This window comes from Lysobacter sp. TY2-98 (assembly GCF_003367355.1).
Lineage (GTDB): Bacteria > Pseudomonadota > Gammaproteobacteria > Xanthomonadales > Xanthomonadaceae > Cognatilysobacter.
This window is the reverse complement of the sequence record NZ_CP031413.1, coordinates 2,652,879-2,666,026: the sequence shown is the minus strand read 5'-3', so window position 1 is coordinate 2,666,026 and position 13,148 is coordinate 2,652,879. Positions and strand designations below refer to the sequence as shown.

19 protein-coding genes are annotated in these 13,148 nt (G+C 65.9%); 12 read left to right on the top strand and 7 right to left on the bottom strand.

All coding sequences use genetic code 11. The annotated features are described in order from the left end of the window. Window positions 1-98 precede the first annotated feature (98 nt). Window positions 99-1,712 carry a hypothetical protein gene (locus DWG18_RS13020; RefSeq protein WP_162823845.1) on the top strand — a complete coding sequence of 538 codons (1,614 nt, stop codon included), beginning with the start codon at window positions 99-101 and terminating at the stop codon, window positions 1,710-1,712. 125 nt (window positions 1,713-1,837) lie between these two features. On the opposite strand, the gene DWG18_RS13015 is transcribed toward DWG18_RS13020, so the two are convergent. Then, the gene (locus DWG18_RS13015) at window positions 1,838-2,686 is read right to left on the bottom strand and encodes a LysR family transcriptional regulator (protein WP_115647584.1); all 849 of its coding nucleotides are present in this window, start codon (window positions 2,684-2,686) and stop codon (window positions 1,838-1,840) included. Between the two features lie 130 nt (window positions 2,687-2,816). Between DWG18_RS13015 and DWG18_RS15335 the strand changes: the two genes are divergently transcribed. The 9 genes from DWG18_RS15335 (at window position 2,817) to DWG18_RS12975 (ending at window position 8,167) form a co-directional block, all read left to right on the top strand. After that, complete coding sequence (locus tag DWG18_RS15335) at window positions 2,817-2,990, top strand: hypothetical protein (RefSeq protein WP_162823844.1); 174 nt, start codon at window positions 2,817-2,819, stop codon at window positions 2,988-2,990. Continuing rightward, window positions 2,987-3,328: a cupin gene (locus DWG18_RS13010; protein WP_115647583.1), complete on the top strand. Its 342-nt coding sequence runs from the start codon at window positions 2,987-2,989 to the stop codon at window positions 3,326-3,328. The genes DWG18_RS15335 and DWG18_RS13010 overlap by 4 nt, the downstream gene beginning before the upstream one ends. Before the next feature lie 55 nt (window positions 3,329-3,383). After that, a complete protein-coding gene (locus DWG18_RS13005) occupies window positions 3,384-4,247 on the top strand; it encodes an SAM-dependent methyltransferase (RefSeq protein WP_205289357.1) in 864 nt (287 codons plus the stop codon). After that, a complete protein-coding gene (locus DWG18_RS13000; RefSeq protein ID WP_115647581.1) occupies window positions 4,244-4,447 on the top strand; it encodes a hypothetical protein in 204 nt (67 codons plus the stop codon). Before DWG18_RS13005 ends, DWG18_RS13000 begins: the two co-directional genes overlap by 4 nt. Window positions 4,448-4,554: 107 nt before the next feature. Then, entirely contained in the window at window positions 4,555-5,052 is a 498-nt protein-coding gene (locus tag DWG18_RS12995) for a GNAT family N-acetyltransferase (protein WP_162823843.1), read from the top strand. A 5-nt stretch (window positions 5,053-5,057) separates the two neighbouring features. Next, window positions 5,058-5,612, top strand: coding sequence for a GNAT family N-acetyltransferase (locus DWG18_RS12990; protein WP_115647579.1), 555 nt, complete (start codon window positions 5,058-5,060; stop codon window positions 5,610-5,612). A 98-nt stretch (window positions 5,613-5,710) separates the two neighbouring features. Continuing rightward, a complete protein-coding gene (locus DWG18_RS12985; RefSeq protein WP_115647578.1) occupies window positions 5,711-5,971 on the top strand; it encodes a hypothetical protein in 261 nt (86 codons plus the stop codon). 52 nt (window positions 5,972-6,023) lie between these two features. After that, the gene (locus tag DWG18_RS12980) at window positions 6,024-7,817 is read left to right on the top strand and encodes a GGDEF domain-containing protein (RefSeq protein ID WP_162823842.1); all 1,794 of its coding nucleotides are present in this window, start codon (window positions 6,024-6,026) and stop codon (window positions 7,815-7,817) included. A 92-nt stretch (window positions 7,818-7,909) separates the two neighbouring features. Further along, window positions 7,910-8,167, top strand: coding sequence for a hypothetical protein (locus DWG18_RS12975; protein ID WP_162823841.1), 258 nt, complete (start codon window positions 7,910-7,912; stop codon window positions 8,165-8,167). Window positions 8,168-8,391: 224 nt separating this feature from the next. On the opposite strand, the gene rpmG is transcribed toward DWG18_RS12975, so the two are convergent. Together rpmG and rpmB are read right to left on the bottom strand one after the other, a co-directional pair. Beyond that, complete coding sequence (rpmG, locus tag DWG18_RS12970) at window positions 8,392-8,556, bottom strand: 50S ribosomal protein L33 (protein ID WP_115647575.1); 165 nt, start codon at window positions 8,554-8,556, stop codon at window positions 8,392-8,394. Window positions 8,557-8,569: 13 nt separating this feature from the next. Then, on the bottom strand, window positions 8,570-8,806 hold the full coding sequence (gene rpmB, locus DWG18_RS12965; RefSeq protein WP_115647574.1) for a 50S ribosomal protein L28: 237 nt from the start codon (window positions 8,804-8,806) through the stop codon (window positions 8,570-8,572). 490 nt (window positions 8,807-9,296) lie between these two features. Here rpmB and DWG18_RS12960 point away from each other — a divergent pair, with 490 nt between their 5' ends. Both DWG18_RS12960 and DWG18_RS12955 read left to right on the top strand, forming a co-directional pair. Continuing rightward, window positions 9,297-9,707, top strand: coding sequence for a GFA family protein (locus DWG18_RS12960; RefSeq protein WP_115647573.1), 411 nt, complete (start codon window positions 9,297-9,299; stop codon window positions 9,705-9,707). A gap of 73 nt (window positions 9,708-9,780) precedes the next feature. Beyond that, window positions 9,781-10,161 (top strand): VOC family protein, encoded by a 381-nt coding sequence (locus DWG18_RS12955; RefSeq protein WP_115647572.1) that lies wholly within the window; start codon window positions 9,781-9,783, stop codon window positions 10,159-10,161. A gap of 25 nt (window positions 10,162-10,186) precedes the next feature. On the opposite strand, the gene DWG18_RS12950 is transcribed toward DWG18_RS12955, so the two are convergent. From DWG18_RS12950 to DWG18_RS12935, 4 genes are all read right to left on the bottom strand, one after another. Further along, window positions 10,187-10,528 carry a lipid-A-disaccharide synthase N-terminal domain-containing protein gene (locus DWG18_RS12950; RefSeq protein ID WP_115647571.1) on the bottom strand — a complete coding sequence of 114 codons (342 nt, stop codon included), beginning with the start codon at window positions 10,526-10,528 and terminating at the stop codon, window positions 10,187-10,189. A 2-nt stretch (window positions 10,529-10,530) separates the two neighbouring features. Next, a complete protein-coding gene (locus DWG18_RS12945) occupies window positions 10,531-11,256 on the bottom strand; it encodes a glycosyltransferase family 2 protein (protein WP_115647570.1) in 726 nt (241 codons plus the stop codon). Window positions 11,257-11,361: 105 nt separating this feature from the next. Then, on the bottom strand, window positions 11,362-12,285 hold the full coding sequence (locus tag DWG18_RS12940) for a ParB/RepB/Spo0J family partition protein (protein ID WP_115647569.1): 924 nt from the start codon (window positions 12,283-12,285) through the stop codon (window positions 11,362-11,364). Beyond that, complete coding sequence (locus DWG18_RS12935) at window positions 12,282-13,088, bottom strand: AAA family ATPase (protein WP_115647568.1); 807 nt, start codon at window positions 13,086-13,088, stop codon at window positions 12,282-12,284. Before DWG18_RS12935 ends, DWG18_RS12940 begins: the two co-directional genes overlap by 4 nt. Window positions 13,089-13,148: the final 60 nt, after the last annotated feature.

Sequence of the window (13,148 nt, the reverse complement as noted above, 5' to 3'; positions counted from 1 at the left end):
CTACGGGCAGGTATAGGAACTTCGCCCGTGGCACGTAATTCAGCGCGGATCATGCGTTCGCGTTGTGGCGCTACACCTAGACTCATCGAGGATTCGACGTGCAACAAGACGGCAATTTTGTGATGGCGCGGGAACCAACCTGTGCAATTCCCTCGGGCCCTTCCAAAATGCGTCTCCCCACGGGCAAGTCAGCAATCCTCGTGGCAATCGTTCTTGTGGGAACGATCTGCTGTCTTGAGCTGAGTGCAGGGTTGAGCCTATGGGATGAGGGATATCTCTGGTATGGCGCTCAGCGCGTAGCGCTCGGTGAAGTCCCCATCCGCGACTTCCAGAGTTACGACCCAGCTCGCTATTACTGGGCCGCGGCGTTTATTTCGATCCTGCATTCCGATGGCATTACCGTCGTCCGCCTGGCCTCGGATAGCTTCCAGCTTCTCGCTGTCGCCGCACTGCTCTTCACAGTGGTACGCACAACGAAACTGTTGGAGTGGTCAACGCTTCTTCTTACCGGGCTCATCGTGGTGCTGTGGATGTACCCGCGGCATAAGCTCTACGACACATCGACCACGATCATGTTGATTGCGGCCGCGGCCGGATGGCTGCGCAGCCAGTCGCGCGTCGCTACGGTGTTGCTGGGTATCGTGGTCGGTGCTGCTGCGATCGTCGGCCGAAATCATGGTGTCTATGGGCTAATCGGATCGATTCTTCTCTTTGCCTACGCGCATCAAGGGGGATATGCAGGCTTGGCCTCTCGCGCCACATGCTTCGCGGCAGGTGTTGCGATCGGGTATCTGCCCATGTTGTTGGCCTTGGTCGGAGTGCACGGCTTGGCAGAGCCGTTCCTGCGATCTATTTCCATCATGTTCGAGCGTGGCGCAACGAACCTTCCGCTTCCCGTACCTTGGCCGTGGCTTAGTGACGATCCTTTTGGGGGGTGGACTTCATTTCGTCGCTTCCTACTTGGCACCGGGTTCCTGATGCTCTTGGCTTTGCCCGTGCTGGTGCTGGGCGTTCGATTCGCGGCTCGGCGGGAGCTGCAGTCGAGGTCACCGGTTGCCGCGGCTGCCGCGATCCTTGCTGTTCCGTACGCTCATTTCGCCTATTCCCGCGCGGATATCGGCCATCTGGCGCAATCGATTGCGCCATGTCTGATCGCGGTAGCGCTCTACCCCTACGAGCGACGGAGCGTGCGAGTTGCGATTCATTTCATCATCCTGGTGTTCACGGCGCTGCTGATTGTTCCCGAGCGGCCCGGCTGGCAGGCAAGGACGGGGCATTGGGCCGACCATGACGTCGTCGGCGAGACGCTGAAATTGCAGGTCGCCAGCGCGAATGAAGTGGATGCGATAAGAGATCACGTCGCCGACATCAAGCCAGCTGGACGCAGCTTCTTGGCGGTGCCGTATTGGCCAGGTGCGTACGCTCTGATGAGGCAACGGTCCCCAATGTGGGAGATCTATGCATTGGTGCCGCGGTCGGAAGATGAGCAAATGAAGGAGATCGTACGGATTCAGCGCAGCAACAGTGATGTTGCGTTTCTCCATGGCGGCGCGCTGGATGGCGATCCGAACCAAACATTCTCAAAAACCCATCCCCTTATCGCGCAGTACTTGACGACGCAGGCGCAATCAACTGAATACGACGAACGGCTTCCGGAGGTAACGATCCTGCACTTGCGTGCCTCGCCGACTACCGGGCATTCGAGCAACTGATCCGGAAAGACGGAGGCACGCTGAGCGATTGCTTCTGCGCGCCTGTGGTTGATGTCGCCGTCTGCGCCGATGGCTTGGAGCGTGCCGTCAGCCGCTTGCCGGATTGAAGGCTAACTGGCGATTTCCTACGTCGCCAGACACTCCGCGAAATACGCGATCGCCGCAGTCACCTTCTGTGGCGGCGTGCGTGCATACGGATGCAGTGCATGCACATCGATGCGCGAACGCACGTCGTCGGCGAGCACGCGCACCAGCGCGCCGCTCTGCACGTGCGGCTCGGCGATGTAGTCGGCGAGCAGCGCGAGGCCGCCACCGGCGAGCGCCACCTGCAGCTGGCCCAGCGTGTTGTCCACCGCGATGCCGCGTCCGATCGGCAACTCCAGCCCCGGCACCGACCAGGTGCGCGCGTGTTCGTCGTAGCGCAGGCAGTCGTGATCGACGAGATCGGCGGGCGTATGCGGCGTGCCGCGACGCGCGAGGTAGTCGGGTGACGCCACCACCGAGCCGTGGATCGCGCCGAGACGCCGTGCCACCAGCCCGGAGTCGGGCAGGCGACCGATGCGGATGGCGAGGTCGAAACGATCGCCGACGAGGTCCGCGACGGTGTCGTCCAGGCGCAACGCGACCTGCACGTCCGGATGGCGCGCAACCAAGCCGGTCAGCAGCGGCGACACACGAGCGACGCCGAAGCTGATCGTGGCGGTGATGCGGAGCAGGCCGCGGGGCACGTCCCGCAACACGCCCAGGTGCTGTTCGGCAGCATCGGCCTGCTGCACCACCGTCCGGCAGTAGGCGAGCAGCGCGTCGCCGGCCTCGGTTGCCGCGACCCGGCGCGTCGTGCGGTTGAGCAGGCGTGTGCCGAGGTGGCGCTCGAGCCGGCCGACCGCCTTGCTCACCGCGCCCTTGGTCAGGCCCAGCCGCCCGCCCGCCGCGGTGAACCCACCGGCGTCGAGTACGGCGGCGAACACGGCCATGTCGGCGAGGCGCTCGGTCAGTCGCAGGGCGTTATTGGTGTGCAGGTGGAAACAAAGAAGCCACGATCGGGCGGATTATCAATCCATCGTGCCCGCGCGAGACTGGCCGCCCATCCGAGGAGGTGCCGCCATGTGCCGTTCCGTATTCCTCAAGACCCTCGCCGCGTTGCTCGCCGGGGCCCATACCGCCGGGCCGGTCTCGCTGGCCGGCTGGCCCGTGCAGACGCGCCGTCGCCGCGACCCGGCCGACGTCGCCCGCCGTCGCGCGACGCGGCCCGCCCTGCGTCCGGCGTCCTGCCCATGACCGCGCGCGTCCTGCGCGGTCCCGAAGTCACGACGTCCCGCCCCTGGGGCGCCGTGCCAGCCGCCGACTTCGGCGAGCTCGCCGCCCACATCCACTGGACCGATGCCGCCTACCCCTGGCACGTCAACGACGGCGACGAGCTGTTCGTCGTCCTCGACGGCGAAGTGCTCATGCAGTGGCGCGCCCACGATCGCGCTCCGGTCGAGGACACCCTGCTGCGCACGGGCGACGTCTGGTCGGCGCGGGACGGTGTCGTCCATCGCGCGATTCCGCAGGGCGAGGCACGGGTGCTGGTGGTGGAGAAGCGCGACGCGGACGTGCTGGTGGACGGCGCCTGACGCCCCATCGTCGCGTGCTAGCCTCCCCGCAACAGGGGAGAGCAGACGCGTGACGATGGAACAGTCCCGTCCGGGATATCTGGCCTGCGTGGGCCTCGGCATGATGCTCGGCGCCCACCTGACGCCGCGCTCGCGCAACACGATCGAACAGGCCGACGTCGTCTTTGTCCTCGCCTCCGACGGACTCGTCGAGCGCTGGGTCGAGGAGATGCATCCCGACGTGCGCAGCCTTCAGCCCTACTACGCCGAAGGCAAGAACCGGCGCACGACGTACGAAGAGATGGTCGGCGCGATCCTCGCCGAAGTGCGCGCCGGTCGACGCGTGTGCGCGGCGTTCTACGGGCATCCCGGCGTGTTCGCGCAGGTCGCGCACGACGCCATTGCAGTCGCCCGCAGCGAAGGGTTCGATGCCGAAATGCAGCCCGGTATCTCCGCGGAAGATTGTCTTTACGCGGATCTCGGCATCGATCCGGGCCGCTTCGGTTGCCAGCATTTCGAGGCGACGCAGTTTCTCTGCTGCGACCGGCCGGTCGATACCGCCGGCTACGTAGTCCTCTGGCAGGTCGCGCTCGCGGGGGATCGCAGCTTTACGCGCTACTCCACCACGTCGGCTTATCGCAACCTACTCGTGGAAAAGCTGTCGACGTTCTATCCCGCGCAGCACGAAGTCATCGTCTACGAAGCACCGACGATTGCCACCCACCAGCCACGCATGGATCGAATGCCGGTGAATGCCTTGGCGAGCGCCGAACTGCACATGCATTCGACTTTGGTGATCGGACCGGCCCGTCGCCTTGCCCCCGATCAGAAGATGCTCGCCGCACTCGAGGCTATCGAGAACGGCAGCCGAACCGGCCGCCGTGGGCGGCCGACCCTCGTCGTCGTCAAAGACGACACCCGCATGGAGGAAGCGCAGTGAATGCTGTCATCGAAGCATTGGAAGGCTTGGCCCTGGGGCCAGTTTCATCCGAACGACGCCTGATCTGCTCCAGCGATGTCGAGGTCGCCGACATTGCGGCCGCCCGCAGCGAGTTGAAAGCGCCGGCAACGCTGCCGTGCATGATCATGGTGCCCGACATCTCGAGCGGCCTCTGCGCTGGGGCCGCGCTGGTGGCATGAAGGACTCATGCCTCCAGCTCGCGCTGGGGGCATGTTCCCTAGCGCACGACTGATTTGATGCCGGATAGGCCATGGGAGCCATTTGCACGCCATCGCGGACAGCCTCGTTGCGCCGCCTGCGCCCCATTGATGCTGACCTGTTTCGCCGTCTTTACACATGCCCGCAGGTGATGGAGTCAGTCGGGCCGCCTCTGACGGTCGAGGAAGCGAACGATGCCTTCGTTCGTGCCTGTACGCACAACGCCGGTGATTCGCCCGGCCACCGATTCTGGACCGTCGAGAGGGCGGGTGAAAAAGTCGGGATCGTTGCCTTGGTCCGAAGCGAAGCTTCCGGAGAGATTGGCTTGCTCCTCACGCCGGAGGCGTGGACCGGCAACTATTCCAGACCGGTTTTGCGGCGTGTCATCAACCATTGCTTCCGGGCGATGTCACTTGACGAAGTAGTCGCCGAAAGCAAGGACGGGATCCGCGAACGTGTTTCCCGCCGCCTGCTGAGCGATTTCCCCTTCGAACGAATCGCGGCAGCGACCGGCCGGGCGCGTTGGAGGTTGACCCGCGAAGCATGGGCCCGCGCGCGTCGTAAGACCGCTCCAAACGACGCTTAGGGGGCATGACGCGCATGCGGAATGCAACCCGGCTGAGGCTTGTCGACGAGGGCGATCGTGATCTCTACCGCACGCTTTATTCCTCACAGGACGTTATGCGTGCGATCGGTGAGCCGCTCGATCGCGAAACGATCGACGCGCAATTGTCGCGAGTAGTAGCCCACAACCGTAGCAATAAGCCGGGCCACCGCGCGTGGGTGATCGAGACGTTGACCGACGGCCACGGTGTCGGACTCGCTGCACTGCTGCGCGAGGGGAATTCCGCGGAATTTGGCGTGATGCTGCTACCCGGCGCGTGGCAACGAGGGATCGGAACAGCGACGATCCGTCGCCTCCTGCTCCACGCATTTGAAGAAATGCGTGTCGAACTCGTGCATGCAAGCAGCCAATCGACACGGGCCGGCGTCATCGGAAGGTTGCTGGCTCCGTTTAACCTGGAGCGTCAGGACAGTGAACGACTCGGCGATAGCCGCTGGCTCTTGACCCGAGACCGCTGGATGCGCGAGCGGTGCGATCTACCCGATCCAGCGGACCGATCGCCGGTCAGTCGCGATGCATAGCGCGAAGGCTCCGTGCCCACCAAATGTCGCACCGCTGGGTTAATGTCACGCCACCGGGAGCTCCGCGCTGCCTGGTTGGACATGTCGAGGAGGGGGCAATGTCGTACGTGATCGAGTTCTTGGAACGTGCTGGACGGGGAACCGTGGGAAGAGGGGAGGCGGACAAGGAGCTCTCCTTATTGCCCGTCGACGTTCAAGCGGCACTTCTTGCCGCCGACGAGGCCGCCTTGGCGGCGATTTGCGGCCTGAGGACGCGTTTGATCGGTTATGTAAGTGCTCCCGACCGCGAGCCGCTCCCCGATGACGTCCCAGACGAGGTACCCACGGAGCCTGACCGGCAGGAGCCCGACGCGGCCTGAACCGCTATGCTGGGGCCTTACGGACGGCAGGGCCGCTCCGTGGAGACTGTCGATGCGAGGGTCGTCTGTCGCGATTGCACTGGGGCTGGCAGCGTTGCTGTCAGCTTCTGGCGCTTGCGCAGCGCCTTTTTCCGAGGCGTTAGTGCAGGCTGACGGTGTGCGGGCGACCGACCCGCAACGGTTTAGCGCGCTTCTCGCACAGCTGGAAGCCCGACGCTCCGAGGCAACGTCAACAGAGCGCCAGCATCTGAGGCTGCTGGAGAACTATCAGCGGGTCATACGCGGCGACTATCAGAGCGCTAATGAAGACTTGGGGCATCTGTTCGATGAAGCGGTAGAGCCGGACGTGAAGTATCGCGCCGGTCTGTTGATCGCCAACAGCGCGGCGTTGACACGTGATTTCGTGACTGGCCTGCGTTATCTGGACAGCACCTCAGCGCTCGCTGGCCGTGTTTCCGCGGAGACTCGGGACCTCGGTGATGAAGTCGCCGGCACCATGTTTATCCAGTTCGGTCGCCCGGCGCTTGCACTCCAGCACGCCCAGGCGCTGCTTGCGCGAAAGACAACGCCGCGCACGCGGTGCATCGCTGAGCACATCCGTTACGAGGCCCGCTATTTGATCGACGGCACTGTCGACGAAAGCGGCCTGCAGAACGCTATACGCGACTGCTCCGTGCAGCGCGAAACCATTGCAGTCAATCTGCTTCGAAATACCTTGGCGCGCTATTGGGCGAAGAACAGCCGCGGCAGCGATGCCGTTGCGTTGCTCGAGCGCAGCCTTCCGGAAGTGGAGTCCACCGGATACAAGCGGCTGATCTCTGAGGTGAGGAGCACTCTGGCCGACCTCATGCTGGCACGCGGCGACGCTGCCGCGGCTGTCGAGCATGCGGATCGGATCGTGTCGCTCGACGACAAGGGCGCGGCCTCTGCCGCCAGTGTGACTGCGCACCGCGTCCTGTACGAAGTTGCGCTGCAACGCGGTCAGCTCGACAAGGCGCTGCGGCAGTATCGCGAGTATGCGGAGGCTGATAAGGCGTACTTGGATGACGTCCGGGCGCGCGAGTACGCATTTCGACTCACGCAGTACGAGCTCAACCAGAAGAACCAGTCCATTGCGCTTCTGAAAAGTCAGAACCAGCTGCTTCTGCTTCAGCAGAAAGCGGCAAATGCATCGGCTTGGAACACCCGCCTCGCCATTGCGCTCCTCCTCGTGCTGGTTGCCTCTGTCGGCTATTGGGGCTGGCGCGCGCGGCGCATGCACGGGTCGTTGCGTGCGCTTGCCGAGACGGATGGACTCACGGGGCTCTCGAACCGCCGCCACTTCCGCGCACGTTCGGAAGCTGCACTCGCCCTGTGCGCACAACGCAAGCGCCCCGCGTGCGTGCTGCTCTTCGACCTCGATCACTTCAAGCAGATCAACGACCAGTGCGGGCACTCGTCCGGCGACTGGGTGTTGCGTGAAGTCGCGCGCGTCGGTCGTCTGCATTGCCGCGAGCAGGATCTGTTCGGGCGCATCGGTGGCGAGGAGTTCGCGATGACGCTGGTCGATTGCGACGCCGACGCGGCGATGCGCACGGCCGAAGCCTGCCGTCGTGCGATCGCGGCGATCGACGCGAGCGAGGCGGGTTGCGGGCAGCCGGTGGCGGCGAGCGTGGGCGTGGTCACGACGGCCGCGTCGGGCTACGACTACGAGGCGCTTATCGCGCATGCCGATGCGGCGATGTACCGGTCAAAGGTCGCGGGTCGCAATCGCGTGACGCTCTACGAGCGACCACCCGTGCCGCAGCCCGGCGTCACGACGGTCATCGACCGCCGCAACGCCGAGGCGATGCTCAAGCAGTACTGAGCCGGTCCGCCGGCGACCCTCCACGCGGCGTCGACACGCTCGCGACATGGCGGGCGTAGCGTTGGATGTCCGCCGACACGCGACCGCCCGCCATGGACGAGAACCGCCGCATAGCGGATTACCTGCGTTCCACCGCTGATCTGACCGAGTACTTCCGTACCTGCAAGCAGACGGGCGACCTGACGCTGGTCGAAAGTGCGCTGCGCGACATGCCGGAATGGGCCACCTTCCACGAGGTGAGGAGCGCGCTCGGTGCGGCCGGGCTGCGCCTGAGCGTCGCGTCGCTCGGGCCGACCGAGAAAGTGCTGCCGGAGTACGCCGAGCGACGGAAAGGGCCGCGCAAGCACTGACGGTTGATTAGGCGTTGCAGCGCACCCGTGACCCAGACCGAGATTCGCTCTGCCAGCACGCCATCGATCGCAACACGTGGCGACGGAGTCAGGCGCGGCGAAGAACGGACCGACATCCCGACGCACCCTCGCCCATGCCGCGCGTCACCACGCCCGCCCTGAGTCAACAAAAAACCCGCCATTTCGGCGGGTTTTTCGCGAAGCTCGATCGTTCGGCCAAGGGCTTACTTGATCTTGCCTTCCTTGTAGATCACGTGCTTGCGCACGACCGGATCGAACTTCTTGATCTCCATCTTGCCCGGAGTGTTCTTCTTGTTCTTGTCGGTCGTGTAGAAGTGGCCGGTGTTGGCCGACGAAATCAGGCGAATCTTGTCGCGCTTGGAAGCCATCGTCGTCTACTCCTCAGATCTTTTCGCCGCGTGCGCGGAGATCGGCGAGGACGGCGTCGATGCCGTTCTTGTCGATGGTGCGCAGGGCATTGGCGGAAACGCGCAGGCGGACCCAGCGGTTCTCCGAAGCGACCCAGAAGCGGCGCTCGTGGAGGTTCGGCTGGAAACGACGACGGGTCTTGTTGTTCGCGTGGGAGACGTTGTTACCGGTCACCGTACGCTTGCCGGTCACTTGGCAGACTTTGGACATACGCACCTCGAAAGGTATGAGTGCTTCCCTTGGCCAGGGAGGCGGCGGCCCTGACGCGCTCCATTGGGAACGCATCGCGCGATTCAGGCGGGACCCGCGGGGCGGGCGATTCGCTGGCGACGGAAAACGCGCTTTCCGGTCGACGTCCGGGCCCGGCACAGGGCCGGCGGACGCAGCGAGCCGCGCATTATGGCGGCCGAAGCCTTTGTGGGCAAGCACTTACAGATGAACCGGTCGCGCCGGGCGGGCAAATCGTTCGGGCGCGACCCGCGTTATGCGATGGGCGTCCCGCGATCGCCAGCCTCGTCGCGACCGGGACTGCATCCCGGCTACCCATGGGCGAACAGGCGATTGCCGGCCTGCTGAGGCGGCTGCGCACGGACTCGCGGCGCCCGTGGCGAAGGGTGGGCACCAGACCGCTTCCGGGCCGTCGGAGCGACCCTCCGCCGCACCGGGCTAGGCTCAGCCTTTGACTGTCGAGGAGATCCCCATGGACGCTGCCGTCGTCCGTCATGCCGCCTGCGCTTGCGGCCAGCTCGCGATCGCCTGCCGCGGCGAGCCCGTGCGCGTCTCGATCTGCCACTGCGATGCCTGCCAGCGCCGCACCGGCGCGCCGTTCGGCTGGCAGGTGCGGTTTCCGGAAAAGGAGGTCACGCCGACGGGTGAGGCCGCGCGCCACCGTCGGACCGCCGACAGCGGGCGCGCGCTCGACTTCCGCTTCTGCCCGCGGTGCGGGAGCACGGTGTGGTGGACCATGGACCGCGATCCCGGGCTCGTCGTCATCGCCGGCGGCGCATTCGCCGATCCGACGATCCCGCCGCCGACCGTCGCGGTCTACACCGAGCGCCAGCACGCATGGACCAAGATGCCGGCGCTGCACGGCATCGAATCACATCCGTAACCACATCGCGGCCACCCTGACGCGCGACAGACCCGCCGGCGACCACCGCGCGATCCCCGACTGGAGAACATCGATGCACCACTCGCGCCTGTGCGCACTGCTGATCGACTGCCGCACCGCGGACATCGACGCCGCCGCCGAGTTCTGGGCGCACGCCCTCGGCCGCGCGGTCGATCCGGACCACCCCGGCACGCGCGGCAACTACCGCATGCTCGAGACGCCGCCGGACGAACCGCTGGTGCAGGTCCAGCGCGTGGAGCACGAGAGCCGCGTCCATATCGACATCGAAACCGACGACATTCCGGCGGAGGTGGCGCGGCTGGAAGCGCTCGGTGCCGAAGTGGTGTCGCGACTGGAGCGCTGGGTGGTGATGCAGGCGCCGACCGGTCAGCGCTTCTGCGTCGTGCGCGTCCAGCGCCCGGGATTTCCGAAGAACGCGACGCGTTGGGATTGAGTCGCCGACCCTTGCGCGTGTCGCGTCAGTGCGACGCGCGATCCCGGTTCCACCCGCGATGGCGGATGTCGAGCATCAGGCTGTACACCGCGGTAAATGCCGGGAACAGGTTCTGGATGACGCCGACCGAGTCCTGCTTCTGCGAGAACAGGAAGTAGCTCAGCGTCATCAGCGAGCCGACCACGCTCATGTACCAGAACAGGCGCGGAATCACCGGCTTGCCGGCGCGCTTGCTCGCAATGAACTGCACCAGCCAGCGACCGCCGAACATCGCCGCACCGACCAGGCCGATCACCTTCCACGGCGACGCATGCAGGCCCGTCCACATCAGCCACGGAATCGGGCTGTTCATGACGTCGCCGGTCATGCTCAGACCTCCTCGACGCGGGTCACGCGCGAGCGCTTGATCAGCCACGACACGCCGCGAAGGTCGCTGACGCCGACCAGCGCGCGATTGAGGTTGTTGTACTTCGACACGCCGCTCGCGCGGTGGCGATGGTTCACCGGCACGCTCACCGTCTGCCAGCCGGCGCGCTGCATCAGCGCGGGCAGGTAGCGGTGCATGTGGTCGAAGTAGGGCAGGTCGAGGAACGCATCGCGTTCGAACAGCTTGATGCCGCAGCCCGTGTCCGGCGTCGAATCACGCAGCATGCGCGAGCGGATCGCGTTCGCCGCCTTCGACGCCCAACGCTTGCTGCCCGTGTCCCGGCGGTTGACGCGCCAGCCCGCGAACAGCTTCACCTCGGGGCCGGACGCATCGCGCTTGGCGAGCAGCTTCGGAATGTCGGCCGGATCGTTCTGGCCGTCGCCGTCGAGCGTCGCGATCCACGCGCCGCGCGCGGCTTTCACGCCGGTACGCGTCGCCGTGCTCTGGCCGCTGTTCTTGATATGACGCACCACCCGCAGCTCCGGCGCTTCCGCCTTCAGCGCCTGCAGCGCGGCGACGGTGCCGTCCTTCGAGCAGTCGTCGACGTAGACGATCTCGAAGTCGGTGACGCCGCGCAGTGCAGCAACAATTTCGCGCACCAGCGAGGCGACGTTGCCTTCCTCGTTGAAGACGGGCACGACGACGGAGAGCGGCAGGGAAGCGGTCATGGAACTCTCGGGGGATGCGGGGCCACGTCCATGCGGCAAAGGCGACGCGCCGGTTGGAGCGGGATTGTCGCCGATAGTTCCGTGACGGCCGCGGCCGTCACGGCGTCAGTCTTCGCGGCGCGCGCGCAGGCGTTCGAGCACGCCGTCCAGCGATTCGAGGTCGCTGTAGTGGATCACCAGGCGACCCTTGTTGCCGCGGCCGTTGAGCACGGCCACCTTGGTGCCCAGCGTCTCGGCGAGTTCGCGCTCGAGCGCGACGATGTCGGCGGTGGGCTTGGCCTTGGCCGCCGCCGCACGCGGCTTGCCCGCACCGGCCGGGACCTGGCCCGCCATCAGCTGTTGCACACGATGCTCGACCTCGCGCACCGACCAGCCCTGCTCGGCGGCCTGCTTGGCGAGCGCGATCGCGGCCTGCGGCGCCAGCGGGAGCAGCGCACGCGCATGGCCCATCTCGATCGCGCGCGTCTCCACCAGCACGCGGATGTCCGGCGGAAGCTCGAGCAGGCGCAGCAGGTTCGACACCGCGGCGCGCGAGCGGCCCACGGCTTCCGCCGCCTGCGCATGCGTCAGGTCGAACTCGTCGATGAGGCGCTGCAATGCCTGCGCCTCTTCGAGCGGATTGAGGTCTTCGCGCTGGATGTTCTCGATCAGCGCCATCGCGACGACGGTGCGGTCGTCGACTTCGCGGACCACCACCGGAATCTCGGCGAGGCCCGCGATCTTTGACGCACGCCAGCGACGCTCGCCGGCGATGATCTCGAAGGTCTTGCCGCCGTGGTCGCGGATCTCGCGCACCACGATGGGTTGGATCACGCCCTGCGCACGGATCGACTCGGCGAGTTCGTTGAGCTTGGCTTCGTCCCAATGACGACGCGGCTGGTATTTGCCCGCAACGAGTGCGTCGACCGGCAGCTGCCGCAGTGTATCGCCCGGCTGCGCTTCGACGATCTGCGGCGCCTCGGCGGCGGCCTTGGGACCGAGCAGCGCTTCGAGCCCGCGGCCGAGGCCGCGCTTCTTCGCCGAACTCATGCCGCGGCCTCCTTCAACGCCTTCTTTGCGGCCAGCTCGCGTTCCTTGGTGCGACGCACGACTTCGCCCGCAAGGCCGAGATACGCGACGCCGCCGCGGCTCGCGCGGTCGTAACCGACGATCGACTGGCCGTGGCTCGGCGCTTCGGCCAGGCGCACGTTGCGCGGCACGATCGTGCGGAAGACCTTGTCGCCGAAATGGTTGATCAGCTCCGCCGACACCGCGTTCGCGAGGTTGTTGCGCACGTCGAACATGGTGCGCAGCACGCCTTCGATCTCGAGCTTCGGATTCAAACGCGCGCGAATGGCTTCAATGGTCTCGACCAGCGCCGAAATACCTTCGAGCGCGTAGTACTCGCACTGCATGGGCACGATCACCGAATCCGCCGCGGTCAGCGCGTTGAGCGTGAGCAGCGACAGCGCCGGCGGGCAGTCGACGAGAATGAAGTCGTAGTCCGCGCGCAGCGGTTCGAGCACGGCCTTGAGCTGCTGTTCGCGCTCGCTGCGATCCATCAGCTGGATCTCGGCGGCGGTGAGGTCGATGTTGCCGGGCAGCAGGTCGAAGTCTTCGGCGGTGCGCACGATCGCGCTCGCAGCCGTGGCTTCGCCGAGCAGCACTTCGGTGATCGACGCTTCGATCGCGCGCTTGTCGACGCCCGAGCCCATGGTCGCGTTGCCCTGCGGGTCGAGATCGACCAGCAACACGCGCTGCGGCGCACGGGCGAGGCCGGCGGCCAGGTTGACGGCCGTCGTGGTCTTGCCGACGCCGCCCTTCTGGTTGGCGATCGCGATGATGCGGGCCATTCGGCTCGTTCCCCTGCTGGGCTTGGATGACGCGGAGTCGGTCGCGGATCACCGCTGCGC